This is a genomic window from Pseudomonas sp. CH61 (assembly GCF_059429415.1).
Genome location: NZ_CM182098.1, coordinates 4,660,772 through 4,675,085 on the forward strand (window position 1 = coordinate 4,660,772; position 14,314 = coordinate 4,675,085).

At 60.0% G+C, this 14,314-nt stretch carries 16 protein-coding genes; 10 read left to right on the forward strand and 6 right to left on the reverse strand.

Going from position 1 to position 14,314, the window contains the following annotated elements; all coding sequences use genetic code 11:
• Window positions 1-60: 60 nt before the first annotated feature.
• From AC5SEM_RS20810 to AC5SEM_RS20855, 10 genes are read left to right on the forward strand one after another with little or no spacing between them, the layout of a single operon-like run.
• A complete protein-coding gene (locus AC5SEM_RS20810) occupies window positions 61-1,023 on the forward strand; it encodes a 2-thiouracil desulfurase family protein (protein ID WP_495471173.1) in 963 nt (320 codons plus the stop codon).
• The gene (locus tag AC5SEM_RS20815) at window positions 1,023-1,964 is read left to right on the forward strand and encodes a MerR family transcriptional regulator (protein WP_212621062.1); all 942 of its coding nucleotides are present in this window, start codon (window positions 1,023-1,025) and stop codon (window positions 1,962-1,964) included. Before AC5SEM_RS20810 ends, AC5SEM_RS20815 begins: the two co-directional genes overlap by 1 nt.
• Window positions 1,965-1,984: 20 nt before the next feature.
• Complete coding sequence (gene phrB / locus AC5SEM_RS20820; RefSeq protein WP_495471174.1) at window positions 1,985-3,430, forward strand: deoxyribodipyrimidine photo-lyase; 1,446 nt, start codon at window positions 1,985-1,987, stop codon at window positions 3,428-3,430.
• The gene (locus AC5SEM_RS20825; protein ID WP_495471175.1) at window positions 3,423-3,845 is read left to right on the forward strand and encodes a nuclear transport factor 2 family protein; all 423 of its coding nucleotides are present in this window, start codon (window positions 3,423-3,425) and stop codon (window positions 3,843-3,845) included. The genes phrB and AC5SEM_RS20825 overlap by 8 nt, the downstream gene beginning before the upstream one ends.
• Window positions 3,842-4,624, forward strand: coding sequence for an SDR family NAD(P)-dependent oxidoreductase (locus tag AC5SEM_RS20830; RefSeq protein WP_495471176.1), 783 nt, complete (start codon window positions 3,842-3,844; stop codon window positions 4,622-4,624). The genes AC5SEM_RS20825 and AC5SEM_RS20830 overlap by 4 nt, the downstream gene beginning before the upstream one ends.
• Window positions 4,621-5,868 (forward strand): NAD(P)/FAD-dependent oxidoreductase, encoded by a 1,248-nt coding sequence (locus AC5SEM_RS20835; RefSeq protein WP_495471177.1) that lies wholly within the window; start codon window positions 4,621-4,623, stop codon window positions 5,866-5,868. The genes AC5SEM_RS20830 and AC5SEM_RS20835 overlap by 4 nt, the downstream gene beginning before the upstream one ends.
• Complete coding sequence (locus AC5SEM_RS20840; protein WP_495471178.1) at window positions 5,865-6,680, forward strand: DUF1365 domain-containing protein; 816 nt, start codon at window positions 5,865-5,867, stop codon at window positions 6,678-6,680. The genes AC5SEM_RS20835 and AC5SEM_RS20840 overlap by 4 nt, the downstream gene beginning before the upstream one ends.
• Window positions 6,667-7,932, forward strand: coding sequence for a class I SAM-dependent methyltransferase (locus tag AC5SEM_RS20845; RefSeq protein ID WP_495471179.1), 1,266 nt, complete (start codon window positions 6,667-6,669; stop codon window positions 7,930-7,932). The genes AC5SEM_RS20840 and AC5SEM_RS20845 overlap by 14 nt, the downstream gene beginning before the upstream one ends.
• Window positions 7,925-8,416 carry a DUF2878 domain-containing protein gene (locus AC5SEM_RS20850; RefSeq protein WP_495471180.1) on the forward strand — a complete coding sequence of 164 codons (492 nt, stop codon included), beginning with the start codon at window positions 7,925-7,927 and terminating at the stop codon, window positions 8,414-8,416. Before AC5SEM_RS20845 ends, AC5SEM_RS20850 begins: the two co-directional genes overlap by 8 nt.
• 52 nt (window positions 8,417-8,468) lie before the next feature.
• Window positions 8,469-8,774 carry a YkgJ family cysteine cluster protein gene (locus AC5SEM_RS20855; RefSeq protein WP_077574517.1) on the forward strand — a complete coding sequence of 102 codons (306 nt, stop codon included), beginning with the start codon at window positions 8,469-8,471 and terminating at the stop codon, window positions 8,772-8,774.
• A gap of 129 nt (window positions 8,775-8,903) precedes the next feature.
• On the opposite strand, the gene AC5SEM_RS20860 is transcribed toward AC5SEM_RS20855, so the two are convergent.
• The 6 genes from AC5SEM_RS20860 to hemA form a co-directional block, all read right to left on the reverse strand.
• A complete protein-coding gene (locus AC5SEM_RS20860) occupies window positions 8,904-9,422 on the reverse strand; it encodes an acyloxyacyl hydrolase (RefSeq protein ID WP_016987213.1) in 519 nt (172 codons plus the stop codon).
• A 112-nt stretch (window positions 9,423-9,534) separates the two neighbouring features.
• Window positions 9,535-10,326, reverse strand: a complete 792-nt coding sequence (murI, locus tag AC5SEM_RS20865; protein WP_495471181.1) for a glutamate racemase — start codon at window positions 10,324-10,326, stop codon at window positions 9,535-9,537.
• Window positions 10,319-11,074, reverse strand: a complete 756-nt coding sequence (locus tag AC5SEM_RS20870; protein WP_495471182.1) for a molybdopterin-synthase adenylyltransferase MoeB — start codon at window positions 11,072-11,074, stop codon at window positions 10,319-10,321. The genes murI and AC5SEM_RS20870 overlap by 8 nt, the downstream gene beginning before the upstream one ends.
• Entirely contained in the window at window positions 11,068-11,898 is an 831-nt protein-coding gene (gene prmC, locus AC5SEM_RS20875) for a peptide chain release factor N(5)-glutamine methyltransferase (RefSeq protein WP_495471183.1), read from the reverse strand. Before prmC ends, AC5SEM_RS20870 begins: the two co-directional genes overlap by 7 nt.
• Window positions 11,899-12,981 (reverse strand): peptide chain release factor 1, encoded by a 1,083-nt coding sequence (gene prfA, locus AC5SEM_RS20880; RefSeq protein WP_077574521.1) that lies wholly within the window; start codon window positions 12,979-12,981, stop codon window positions 11,899-11,901.
• Complete coding sequence (hemA, locus tag AC5SEM_RS20885; protein ID WP_007951716.1) at window positions 12,978-14,264, reverse strand: glutamyl-tRNA reductase; 1,287 nt, start codon at window positions 14,262-14,264, stop codon at window positions 12,978-12,980. The genes prfA and hemA overlap by 4 nt, the downstream gene beginning before the upstream one ends.
• Between the last annotated feature and the right edge of the window lie 50 nt (window positions 14,265-14,314).

Genomic DNA, 14,314 nt, shown 5'->3' on the forward strand with positions numbered 1-14,314 from the left:
CTATGCTGAGCAAAGTTGTACAGAGATCAACGTCTGTACAGGTATAGATTCGAGGTGCCCATGTCTGACCCTTGCCTAGCCAAACCAAAAATCGCCATCAGCGCCTGCCTGCTGGGCGCTGAGGTGCGCTACAACGGTGGCCACAAGGAATCACGCCTGTGCAGCCGTACCCTCACCGAGCATTTCGATTTCGTTCCGGTGTGTCCGGAGGTCGCGATCGGCCTGGGCATCCCGCGCGAACCGATCCGTCTCGTTGGCGATGCCGAGCATCCACAAGCGGTCGGCACGATGAACCGGGCGATCAACGTTACCCAGCCGCTGGCCGAATACGGCGAGAAAATGGCCGCCGAACTCAATGACATCTGCGGCTATATCTTCATGCAGCAATCACCGTCCTGCGGCCTGGAGCGGGTCAAGGTCTACCACGCCAACGGCGCCCCGGTGAACGGCGGTGGGCGCGGAATCTATGCCCAGGCGTTCTGCGCACAGCACCCGGATCTGCCCGTGGAAGAAGCCGGGCGCCTCAACGATCCGGTGTTGCGCGAGAACTTCATCACCCGCGTGTTCGCCTACAGCGAATGGCAGCAAGTCCTCGCCAATGGCCTGAGCCGTCGCGCCCTCACCGAATTCCATTCGCGCTACAAATATTTGCTGATGGCGCACAACCCGCCGCAATACAAAGCGCTGGGCAAACTGCTCGGCAACATGGCCGATACCGATCCAGTCGAACTAGGCCCACGCTACTTCAGCGAACTGATGGCGGCGCTGAAAAAATGCGCCACCCGTGGCACCCACTGCAACGTGCTGCTGCACATCAGCGGTTATCTGAAACAGGTAATCAGCGCCGAAGACAAACAGGAAATGCAGCACGTCATCGGCCAGTACCGCCAGGGCATCGTGCCGCTGGTGGTGCCGTTGACGCTGCTCAAACATCACTTTCGCCTCCATCCGGATTCGTACATCGCGCAACAGGTTTACCTGCAACCGCACCCGGAAAACCTCAGCCTGCGAAACGCAATCTAATGAACGACAAAATGGATACCAGCGCCCGGGAAGATCTTGGCGCGGATTTTAAAAAAGCCCTCGACGAGGGCTGGCTGCCGATTCGCGAAGTCGCCCGGCAGACCGGCGTCAACGCGATCACCCTGCGTGCGTGGGAACGCCGCTACGGGCTGGTCGTACCGCAACGCACCCCAAAGGGTCACCGGCTCTACTCCGCCGAACACGTGCAGCAAATTCTGGCCATTCTCACCTGGCTCAACCGTGGCGTTGCAGTCAGCCAAGTCAAACCGCTGCTCGACGCACCACAGGCGTTCAGCGAATCGGTGGAAAACGACTGGCAACGCTTGCGCCAAACCCTGCTTGCCGCCGTCACGCAACTCAATGAACGCAGCCTCGACGACAGCGTCAATCAGGCCATGGCGCTCTACCCGCCACGCACGTTGTGCGAGCAATTGCTGATGCCGCTGCTGGCGGAACTGGAGCAGCGCTGGCAAGGCCAGTTCGGCGCGCAGATGGAGCGGGTGTTCTTTTATTCGTGGTTACGCAGCAAATTCGGCACACGCATCTACCATAACAATCGTCAGTTACATGGCGCCCCGCTGTTATTGATCAATCATTCCGACCTGCCACTGGAACCTCATCTGTGGCTGTGCGCGTGGCTGATCAGTAGCGCTGATTGTCCGGTGCAAGTGTTTGACTGGCCGCTGCCGGCCGCCGAATTGGCGTTGGCGGTCGAACATCTGCAAGCCCGTGGCGTACTGCTGTATTCCAGCAAAGCCATGAACCTTGCGCAGTTGCCGAAACTATTGAACGGAGTCAGTTGCCCGAAAATGCTGGTCGGACCAACGGTATGCATCCACCACGCCGAGTTGTCCGTAAGAACTTCCGAGATGGCTGATGTGTTCCTGGCTGAAGACGCGCTGCTGGCGCACCAGGTACTCGTTCAGCGTGGGCTGATCTAATGGACGCAGTGAGTTCCGACATGCAATTGATCTGGCTGCGCAGCGACTTGCGCCAACATGACAACACCGCTCTCGCGGCCGCCGCAGCACGTGGCCCGACGGTCGCCGTGTATCTGTTGAGTCCGCAGCAATGGCTGGAACATGACGATGCAGCGTGCAAGGTCGACTTTTGGCTGCGCAACCTGCGTGAGTTGAGTGCAAGCCTTGACCAACTGAACATCCCGTTGCTGATTCGCACTGCAAACCATTGGGATCAGGCCCCGGCGGAACTGCTCAAGCTCTGTCGGCAACTGAAGATCGAATCCGTCCACGTCAACGAAGAATATGGCGTCCATGAAAGCCGTCGCGATGCAGCGGTGGCCGAAACATTGAAGGCCGAGGGCATCACCTTTCACAGCTATCTCGACCAGTTGCTGTTCAAACCCGGCAGCGTGCTGACCAAGACCGAGAGTTACTTCAAGGTGTTCAGCCAGTTCCGCAAAGTCTGTTACGAACGCCTGCATCGCTCAATGCCTGCGCTGATAAAGGCTCCCGGCAAACAAAGCGCTTTGAACATCGACAGCGACCCGGTTCCTGATTCCGTCAAAGGCTTCGCGACCCCGAGCGACTCGCTGCGAGCGCTGTGGCCAGCCGGTGAACAGGAAGCCCGACGCCGCCTCGACACCTTCACCGACACGCAGATCGATTACTACCAGAGCGAACGCGACTTCCCGGCCAAGCCCGGCACCAGTCAGCTCTCGGCGTATCTGGCTGCCGGCGTGATCTCGCCACGGCAATGCCTGCACGCCGCCCTGCAAAGCAATCAGGGCGAATTCGAAAGCGGCAAGGTCGGTGCGGTCACCTGGATCAACGAGCTGCTGTGGCGCGAGTTCTACAAACACATTCTGGTCGGCTATCCCCGCGTTTCCCGCCATCGCGCTTTCCGCCCGGAAACCGAAGCGCTGGCCTGGCGTGATGCGCCGGAGGATCTTGCCGCATGGCAAGAAGCGCGCACCGGTCTGCCGATCATCGACGCGGCCATGCGCCAATTGCTCGAAACCGGCTGGATGCACAATCGCCTGCGCATGGTCGTAGCGATGTTCCTGACCAAAAACCTGTTGATCGACTGGCGCGAAGGCGAACGCTTTTTCATGCGCCACCTGATTGATGGCGATCTGGCGGCGAACAACGGTGGCTGGCAATGGAGTTCGTCGACGGGCACCGATTCGGCGCCGTACTTCCGCATCTTCAACCCGCTGAGCCAGTCGGAAAAATTCGACAGCGAAGGTCTGTTCATCAAGCACTGGCTCCCGGAACTGGCCGACCTCAACAAAAAACAAGTGCACAACCCTGCCGACGTCGGTGGCTTGTTCGGCGCCGCCGACTATCCGTCGCCGATCGTCAACCTCAGCACCTCGCGCCAACGGGCCTTGGCAGCCTTCAAGAATCTACCTTCGCGTACGTCTTCAGGAGGTGATGATGAGTGAATTCCTGCGCCGCTTCGCCCGGCAATTTTCAGCGTTGAACAAAGACAACCTGCAAAGCCTTGCCGAGCTGTACAGCGATGACATTCATTTCACCGACCCGCTGCACGAGGTCCAGGGGCTGGCGCAGTTACGCGACTATTTCGGCGAGCTATACGCCAACGTCAGCGAACTGCATTTCGACTTTCATGGTTTCGACCAGATCGGCGATTGCGAAGGTTACCTGCGCTGGGTCATGAGCTATCGCCATCCACGCCTGGCGGGTGGCCGCGTGATTCGTGTCAGCGGTTGCTCGCATCTGTTGTGGCACGACAAGGTTTATCGCCACCGGGATTATTTCGATGCCGGGGCGCTGCTGTATGAACACTTGCCAGTATTGGGCCGGGTCATCGCCTGGCTGAAAAGGAGAATGGGATGAGTCGTACACCTCCACGGCGTTATTGGTTGACCGGGGCCAGCAGTGGCATCGGCGCGGCGCTGGCTGAAGAGATCCTGAAAACCGGTGCGCACCTGGCGGTCAGTTCCCGTCAGGTCGCTCCGCTCAAGGTCTTGTCGCAACGCTATCCAGGGCAGGTTTTAGTAGTGCCGGGAGATCTGACCAACAGCCAGACAGTGCGCGAAATCGGTGAGCAGATCGCCGCAGACTGGGGTTCGCTGGACTCGGTGATTCTCAACGCCGGCACCTGCGAATATGTCGACGCCAAGCAGTTCGATTCCTCGATCATCGAGCATGTGGTGCGCACCAATTTGCTCGCCAGCAGTTATTGCATCGAGGCTGCCCTGCCGCTGCTGCGCAAAGGCACTGCGCCGCATCTGATCGGCGTGGCCAGTTCGGTGACCTACCTGCCGCTGCCACGAGCCGAAGCCTACGGCGCCTCGAAGGCCGGATTGCGTTACCTGTTCGAATCGCTGCGCATCGATCTGGCCGACGAAGGCATTGAAGTCACCGTGGTCAGCCCGGGTTTTGTCGAAACACCGCTGACCGCAAAAAACGATTTCCCCATGCCCTTGAGCTGGCCTGTGGATAAAGCCGCACGGCACATCTTCGCCAAGCTCAAGGACCGGCCGCTGGAGATCGCCTTCCCGGCGCTGTTCATGGCCGCGCTGTGGCCGCTATCGAAACTTCCATCGCGGGTACAACTGGCGATCGGCAAGCGCATGGTGCGCAAGTCCCCACCGCTGACGGATCCGACATGAAAATAGCCATCGTCGGCAGCGGGATCGCCGGGCTGACCTGCGCTTACCTGCTCAATCGCCGCCATGAAGTGACGGTGTTCGAGGCCGGCGACTGGGTCGGTGGTCACACGCACACCGTCGACGTTACGGTCGCTGGACGGCAGTACGCCGTGGACACCGGTTTCATCGTCTTCAACGACTGGACCTACCCGAATTTCATCCGTCTGCTCGGCCAGCTTGGCGTAGCGTTCAAACCGACCGAAATGAGTTTCTCGGTGACCGACCCGGACACCGGTCTGGAGTACAACGGCAACAACCTCAACAGCCTGTTCGCCCAGCGCAGCAACCTGTTTTCGCCCGGGTTCTGGGGCATGTTGCGCGACATTCTGCGCTTCAACAAAGAAGCCCAGCGCGACCTCGTCGAACTGCGCATCGCCGCCGACACCACCCTCGACGAATACCTCAAGGCTGGCGGTTACGGCGAGCGTTTCATCCTGCATTACATCGTGCCGATGGGCTCGGCGATCTGGTCGATGCCAATGGCGGAGATGCTCAATTTCCCGCTGCAGTTTTTTGTGCGTTTCTTCAAGAACCATGGCTTGTTGTCGGTCAGTGAGCGGCCGCAATGGCAAGTTATCGAAGGCGGCTCGAGCGCCTATATCGCGCCGCTGACAGCCGCGTTCAAGGAGCGGATTCGTATCAATTGCCCGGTAACCCGGGTTGATCGTGACGTGCATGGCGTAGTTATCCACAGCCCGGCAGGCCTCGAACACTTCGATCAGGTGGTGTTCGCCTGTCACAGCGATCAAGCGTTGAAACTGCTGGCGATGCCGAGCGATGCCGAACGCGCGATCCTCGGCGCCCTGCCCTACGCCGCCAACGAAGTGGTGCTGCACACCGACACGCGCTTGTTGCCGACACGAAAACTGGCCTGGGCGAGCTGGAACTATCGGCTCAGCGGCGCCGGCCACACCCACGCCGCCGTCACCTACGACATGAACATTTTGCAGGGTATTCAGAGCGACACCACGTTCTGCGTCAGCCTCAATCAGAGCGCCGGCATCAGCCCGGACAAAGTGCTTGCCCGTTACACCTACGCCCACCCGCAATTCAGCCTCGCTGCGGTGGCGGCACAGAATCGCTGGGGCGAACTGGATGGCGCGCAGCACACACATTATTGCGGCGCCTATTGGGCCAACGGTTTTCATGAGGACGGTGTGGTCAGCGCCTTGCGCGTGGCCGCTGCGTTCGGGGAAACCTTATGAACAGCGCCCTGTACAGCGGCTGGATCGGCCATCGGCGTTTCTCGCCGCGCCGCCATGAATTCCGCTATCGGATCGGTCTGCTCTACCTCGACCTCAGCGAACAGGACGCCGTGCTTGCACTGTCGCCGCTGGCCGGGCGCAGTCGCTTTGCGCCGTTTTCATTTCGCGAGACCGACTACCTGAAGACCTTTACCGGCCGAGGCATGCGCCTGATCGATGCCGTGCGTCAGCAGGTCGGCATCGCCATTGGCCATGAACCGCAAGGCGCGATTTGCCTGCTGACCCAGGCGCGCAGTTGGGGGTTGTCCTTCAATCCGGTGAGTTTCTTTTATTGCCATGAGGCCGACGGGCAACTGGCGGCGATTGTCTGCGAAGTCACCAACACGCCGTGGCGCGAGCGCTATCACTACGTGCTGCCAGCGCGCACGCCCGCCAACCTGCAGGATTTTCATCAGCACTTCGCCGTGGCCAAGGCCTTTCACGTTTCGCCGTTTTTGCCGCGCGATCTCGAATACCGCATGAGTTTCAGTCCCGCCGCGCAAGCCCTCGGCGTGCACATGGCCGACTGGCAAGGCGAGCAAAAACTGTTCGACGCCACACTCAATCTGCAACGCGAAAATCTTGATCGTCGCAGCCTGCATCGTTACTTGCGGCGCTTTCCGTGGATGACCGCGAAAACCGCCTTGGCGATTTACTGGCAGGCACTGCGCCTGCTGCTCAAACGCGCACCGCTCTTTGCTCATCAGGCTGCCGACGGCAGTTTTCAAACCGCCACTGTGCCTCCCAAGGAGCACCGCCATGAAATCCTCTAGTCTGTCGGTCAGTCGGTTCAGCGCCAACGGTTTGACCGGATCGCTGCTGCGCCGTGGCGTGTTGCGCCAATTGGCCCAACTGAAAAACGGGCAACTGCTGGTGGTCGAGGATGGCGAACGGCTGATGTTCGGCACGCCGGGCAGTGCCTTGCTCGGGGAAATCCATGTGCTCAACTCGGCCGTCTGGGGCATGGTTGCCGGCAACGGTTCGATTGGTGCCGGCGAGGCGTTTATCCACGGTTATTGGAGTTCACCGGATCTGACTGCGGTGGTGCGCGTGTTCGTCAGCAATCTCGACGTGCTCGATGCCATGGAGGGTGGCTTGGCACGCCTCGGTCGGCCGTTGGTGCAAGGTCTGCACTGGCTCAACCGCAATACGCGCAAGGGTTCGCAGAAAAACATCGCCGCGCACTACGACCTCGGTAACGATCTGTTCGAGCAGTTTCTCGACCCGACCATGATGTATTCGGCGGCGCAGTTCCTTACGCCCGAAGACAGCCTGGAGCAGGCGCAGTTGAATAAGCTGGAGCGCATCTGTCAAAAGCTCGCGCTCAAGGACAGCGACCATTTGCTGGAAATCGGCACCGGTTGGGGCAGCATGGCGCTTTACGCCGCCCAGAATTACGGTTGCCGCGTGACCACCACAACACTCTCGAAAGAACAGTACGCGTTTACCGCACAACGCATCGAACAACTGGGCTTGCAGGATCAGGTCACGCTGCTGCTCAAGGACTACCGCGACCTCACCGGCGAATACGACAAACTGGTGTCGATCGAAATGATCGAAGCGGTCGGTCACCGCTTCCTGCCGACCTACTTCAAACAATGCGCGCACTTGCTCAAGAGCAACGGTTTGATGCTGATCCAGGCGATCACCATCCGCGAGCAGCGCTACGAACAGGCCAAACGCGGCGTCGATTTCATTCAACGCTACATCTTCCCCGGCGGCGCCCTGCCCTGCGTGCAGAAAATGCTCGAAGTGGTCAGCCGCGACACCGATATGAACCTGCTGCACATGGAAGATTTCGGCCTGCATTACGCAAAAACCCTACGCCTGTGGCACGAGAACTTCCGCCGCGCCCACGGCCGTTTGAGCGAGTTGGGTTACGACGATTATTTCCTGCGGCTGTGGGAGTTTTACTTGTGTTACTGCGAAGGTGGATTCCTCGAACGCACCATTGGCACCGCGCAATTGCTGCTGGCCAAACCGGCCGCAATGACCGCACCGCTGCTCGGACGCTTCGATGCTTGAGCGTGTCGCCAATGCCGTGTTGTTCCAGATCGGCTGGCTGACCTGCGTGCTCGGCGGCAACAGTTTGTGGTTGCTGGTCGCGTTGGCGGTGCTGGTGATTCATCTGCGCTGGATCAGCAATTGGGCGGCTGAAGGCCGTTTGATTTTGAGCGTGGTGATTGTCGGCACAGCCGTGGACAGTGTGTTGCGCGGTGTCGGGGTGTTCGAGTTTCAGGATCAGTCGCCGCTGATTCCGCTGTGGCTGATGCTGCTCTGGGCACTGCTGGCGACCACGTTGCGTCATTGCCTGGCATGGAGCGCCCGGCCATGGTGGCTGGCCAGCGTGCTGGGCGCGGTCGGCGGCGCGTTGTCGTATTACGCTGGCGGGCGACTGGCCGGGGTGCAATTTCCCTATGGCGAGTTACCGACATTGATCGGCATCGGCCTGCTCTGGGCACTGCTTTTTCCACTGCTGCATGCGATGGCGCGGCGGCTGGCGCACTGAGCGTCTGTCAGAGCTTTCACACGCACGGCGGCGACTGCCTTACACTGCCGCCATGAAAACCATTCCCCACCAGCAAATCACCGAGCCTGCAGTCACCTGCTCGACCTGCGCGGCGTGCTGTTGCCAACTCGAAGTGATGCTGATCACCGACACCGGCGTGCCTGATCGCTTTATCGATACCGATGAATGGGGCGGCGAAGTGATGCTGCGTCTTGACGACGGCTGGTGCGCGGCGCTGGATCGCGACACGATGATGTGCACGATTTACGAAAAGCGTCCGCTGATTTGCCGCGAGTTCGAGATGGGCGCGCCGGAGTGCATTGAAGAGCGCAAAGGCATCACGACCGCCTACCGCTGATCCCAAGAACACCCCAAAACAAATGTAGGAGTGAGCCTGCTCGCGATAGCGGTGTGTCAGTCAATATATGTGTGACTGACACACCGCTATCGCGAGCAGGCTCACTCCTACAGGGGTTATGCGCTCGGCTTAGAGCGGCATCGTGTAATGCAGCGAGTAACTTTCTACACCGTCGTTGTCACTGGCAAGGCCGGCGTTGGAATAGTGCGTCGCCCGAATCCCGACTTCATGCCCGCCATTGAAACGCAGACCAAAACCGAGGCGGTCTTCAAACTGGAAAGAGCCGCCGAGATTGTTGGATTCGTACTTGGTGTTAGAGAAGGCCGCCACACCGATCCCCGCTTCGATATACGGTTTGACCGACTGGCCGGCAAACTCGTAAACAAACACCGGCGAGAACGAAAGGCTGTTGTTGCTCGAGGTCTTGTCGCCTTCCCAGTAGGTGTAAGCACCGCTCCAGTAACCGGTCAGGCGACCGACGTCACTTTGCAGCCAGCTCTTGTCCCAGTCGAAATTCATGCCCAAGCGGTACGTCATGGTCGAGTCGCTGGTGGCCCCCACCGCGAACTCAACACCTGCCGCTTGTGCAGTAAAACTTTGCCCCATCAGTGCGGCCGCAATCGCGGCCAAGCAGAATAGTCGCTTCACGTTGAAACTTCCTTTTCCGGAACGATCGTTTGGTTTTCTAGATAACTCTTCGCTATAGAAGCTAGCGCCTGCTCAGAAGTTCAGCTGATTTTTTAGTTATTTCACAAATTTTTTACAAGTCGAAGTTTTGTACTTCGCCGGCACTCTGACCCAGTAGCGGCAGGATGTTTTTGAAGTAGGCAGGATCAGCGCTGGTCCAGAATCTGACCGATTGGTTCGGGCCGGCAGCGAGCAAATCGCGCTCCGCCAAAAGCCGCTGAAGTTGCCGCGCTACAGCAGCACCGGTATCGATCAGGCTGATGTCCGCAGGGATCATCGACTTGAGCATCGGCTTGAGAAAGGGATAGTGGGTGCAGCCCAGAATGATTGTGTCGCAACCGCTGGCCAACAGCGGGTCGACATAGCTTTGCAGCAACTGACGCAACTCGGCGCTGTGCAGATCGCCGCTTTCAATCAGCTCGACCAGGCCGGGGCATGGCTGGGTGATCACGCGTACATCAGCGGCAAAGCGATCCAGCAACGCGGCGAATTTGGCGCTCTGCAATGTGCCGGTGGTGGCGAGCACGCCGACCACACCGCTGCGGGTCGCGGCGGCGGCGGGTTTGACTGCAGGCTCCATGCCGACAATCGGCCAGTCAGGAAAGTCGCGGCGCAAATCGGCAACGCCGGCAACCGTGGCCGTATTGCAGGCCAACACCAAGGCCTTGGCGCCCTGCTCACGGAAAAACCCGGCCATCACGCTGCAGCGCTGGCGGATGAATTCCGGGGTTTTCTCTCCGTAGGGAATGTGCCCGCAATCGGCGACATAGAGCAGTGATTCATTGGGCAGCAAACGCTGGATTTCCGCCAGCACCGACAAGCCGCCAACACCGGAGTCGAACACGCCGATCGGCGCTTCACGCATGGCGCGAACCACAGACGCTGCAACCCGGATCACGCTTGACGCGCAACTCGCGGAAACGCGAGCCGAGGGCATCGATCAACAGCAAGCGACCCACCAGCGGCTCACCGAAACCGACCAGCACCTTCAAGGCCTCAAGCGCTTGCAGGCTGCCGACCAGTCCCACCAGCGGCCCGACCACACCGGCCTCGCTGCAAGTCAGTTCGGCTTCGCTGCCGTGCCCGTATAAACAGTGGTAGCACGGACTCTCGGCACGACGTGGGTCGAACACCGATAATTGCCCTTCCAGACGAATCGCCGCGCCGCTGACCAAAGGTTTGCACGCCGCCACACACGCAGCGTTGACCGCTTCGCGCGTGGAAAAGTTATCGGAACAGTCGAGCACCAGATCCACCGCCGCCACGGCAGCGGCGAGAGAATCCTCGTCCAGCGCCTGACGATGGGCGATCAGTTCAATCTCGGGATTGATCGCGCCCAGACGCTTGAGCGCCGAGTCGACTTTGCTCATGCCGACGCTGTCGGTGTCATGGATGATCTGGCGTTGCAGGTTGGTCAGGTCGACGGTATCGAAATCCGCCAGATGCAATTGGCCGACACCGGCCGCGGCCAGATACAGCGCAACCGGCGCACCGAGGCCGCCGAGACCAACGATCAGCACGCGACTGTCCTTGAGCTTCAACTGCCCGTCGATGTCGATGTGTTGCAGCAGAATCTGCCGGCTGTAGCGCAGCAATTCCTGATCATTCAGCACGGCAGGCGCCCCAGACTGATGCGTTGATGACCGCCCAGATCGGTGCGGCTGTGGACGTCTTCAAAGCCACGCGTGAGCAGCAGATCGCGTACGGCTTCGGCTTGATCATAGCCGTGTTCGAGCATCAACCAGCCAGCGGCCTCCAGATGTTCCGGGGCCTGTGCAACGATCAAACGCAGATCATCGAGCCCGTCTTCCCCGGCAACCAGCGCACTGGCCGGTTCGAAGCGCACATCGCCTTCGACCAGATGCGGATCGGCGGCAGCAATGTACGGCGGGTTGCTGATGATCAACTGGAAACGCTGACCTTCCAGCGCGCTGAACCAATGGCTGCTCAGCACCGTGGCGTTGTTCAGATGCAGGCGCTGGCGATTGCGCTCGGCCAAAGCTACGGCTTCAAGAACGCGATCCACGGCGGTGACTTTCCACGCCGGACGCTCGCTGGCCAAGGCCAAAGCAATCGCACCGCTGCCAGTGCCGAGGTCGAGCACTTTGGCCGGGGTCGCGGGCAGCAATTCCAGCGCCGCTTCCACCAGCAATTCAGTGTCCGGACGCGGGATCAGCGTGTGCGGTGCGACTTCCAGATCGAGTTTCCAGAACCCCTGCTGCCCGAGAATGTAGGCCACCGGCTCGCCGCCACGGCGACGTTGCAGATATTCGGCAAAGGTCAGCGCTGCTTCACTTGGCACGATGCGCTCGGGCCAGGTGTGCAGAAAGCTGCGCGATTTGCCCAGTGCAGCGGCGAGAAGCAATTCGGCATCCAGACGCGCGGTGGGCGAGTCCGGCAGTTCGGCGGCGCGCAACAGGCTGGCGATGATGGTCATTTATTCACCTATCGCTGCAAGTTGGTCAGCCTGATATTCCGCCAGCAATGGCTCGATCACCGCTTCAACGCCACCGGCAAGAATTTCATCGAGGGAATACAGGGTCAGGTTGACGCGATGGTCTGTAACCCGGCCTTGGGCAAAGTTGTAGGTGCGGATGCGCTCGGAACGATCGCCCGAGCCCACCAGCAATTTACGCTCGCTGGCGATCGCATTGGCCGCCGCTGCGGTTTGCTGATCATTGAGCTTGGCCGACAACCACGCCATCGCTCGGGCTCGGTTCTTGTGCTGGGAACGTTCTTCCTGACACTCGACGACGGTGCCGGTCGGTATATGGGTGATGCGGATCGCGGAGTCGGTGGTGTTGACGTGCTGACCACCAGCCCCGGAGGAACGGAACGTGTCGACGCGCAGATCCGCCGGGTTGATCTCGATGGCTTCGCGCTCGTCGGGCTCAGGCAATACCGCCACGGTGCAGGCCGAAGTGTGGATGCGGCCTTGGGATTCGGTGGCGGGTACGCGCTGTACGCGGTGCGCGCCGGATTCGAATTTCAGTTTGCCGTAAACGTTGTCGCCTTCAATGCGCGCGATGACTTCTTTATAGCCACCGTGTTCGCCTTCGTTTTCCGAAAGGATCTCGACCCGCCAGCCACGGCGCTCGGCGTAACGCGAGTACATGCGGAACAAATCGCCGGAGAAGATCGCCGCCTCGTCGCCACCGGTGCCGGCGCGAATTTCGAGGAAGACGTTGCGGCCGTCATTCGGATCCTTGGGCAGCAACATGCGTTGCAGATCGGCTTCCAGGGTGATCAGCAATTCCTTGGCTTCGCGGACTTCTTCCACGGCCATTTCGCGCATGTCCGGGTCGCTGTCCTTGAGCAACGCCTGCGCGCCTTCCAGATCGCTTTGTACGCTGAGCAGCTTTTTATAGCCTTGTACCACCGGCTCGAGTTCGGCGTATTCCTTGGAATAGGCGCGGAATTTGGCCTGATCGGCAATGACTTCGCCGTCGCCAAGCAGCGCGGTCAGTTCCTCGAAACGGTCCTGGAGAACATCCAGCTTATTGAGCAGTGACGCTTTCATTGCGGTTTTTTATCCGAAAAGCTATCCGGTGAGCCCTCAAGGGCAAAGAGTTCCTGGGCCATGGCCAGCGCATCAAGGCGGCCTTCGGCAGAAAGCTTTTTCAGTTGCACGCTAGGCGCGTGCAACAGTTTATTGGTCAGGCCACGGGCCAGTTGCCCGAGCACGTCTTCAGCGTTGCCACCGTTGGCGAGCAGGCGCAGGGCCTTTTGCAGCTCTTCGTCGCGCAGGCGTTCGCTCTGTTGACGATAGGCCTTGAGCACGTCGACCGCCGCCAGCTCGCGCAGGCGCACCATGAAATCGTCAGCGCCGACCGAAACCATTTCTTCCGCCGCTTGGGCTGCGCCCTGGCGACTCTTGAGGTTCTCGGCGACCACTTCGTGGAGATCGTCGACGCTATAAAGGTAAACGTCGTCCAACTCGCCGACTTCCGGCTCGATATCGCGGGGAACGGCGATATCGACCATAAAGATCGGTTTGTGCTTGCGCAGCTTCAATGCGCTTTCAACCGCGCCCTTGCCGAGAATCGGCAACTGACTGGCAGTCGAACTGATCACGATATCGCTGCGCACCAGTTCCGCCGGGATGTCCGACAGCAACACCGCGTGAGCGCCGAACTGTTCGGCCAGCAGACTGGCGCGTTCCAGCGTGCGGTTGGCGACGACGATGCGCTTGACCCCCAGCTCGTGCAAATGGCGGGCGACCAAAGTAATGGTCTCGCCGGCGCCGATCAGCAAAGCCTGACTACGCTGCAAATCACTGAAAATCTGTTTCGCCAGGCTGACGGCGGCAAACGCCACCGATACCGGGTTTTCACCGATGGCGGTGTCAGTGCGCACCTGCTTGGCGGCATTGAACGTTGCTTGAAACAGTCGCCCCAGCAGCGGGCCGATGGTGCCGGCCTCGCGGGCCACGGCGTAGGCCGATTTCATCTGGCCGAGAATCTGCGGTTCGCCCAACACCAGCGAGTCGAGCCCGGAGGCGACGCGCATCATGTGACGAACTGCCGCATCATCTTCATGCACATAAGCACTCGCGCGCAGCTCATCGAGGCTTAAATGGTGATAGTCGGCCAGCCAGCGCAGCACGATATCGGCAGAAAGCTGATCCTGTTCTATATAAAGCTCACTGCGATTGCAGGTGGAGAGGATCGCGGCTTCGCGGCTGTCGGTCAGTCGGCAGAGCTGCTGCAAGGCCTCCACCAGCTGTTCAGGAGTAAAAGCCACGCGCTCGCGGACGTCTACTGAAGCAGTCTTGTGGTTGATACCGAGTGCAAGGAAGGCCATTCAAGGTCGCTGATGGTGACGTGAAGCCGGCAATTGTCCACCTTCGAAAG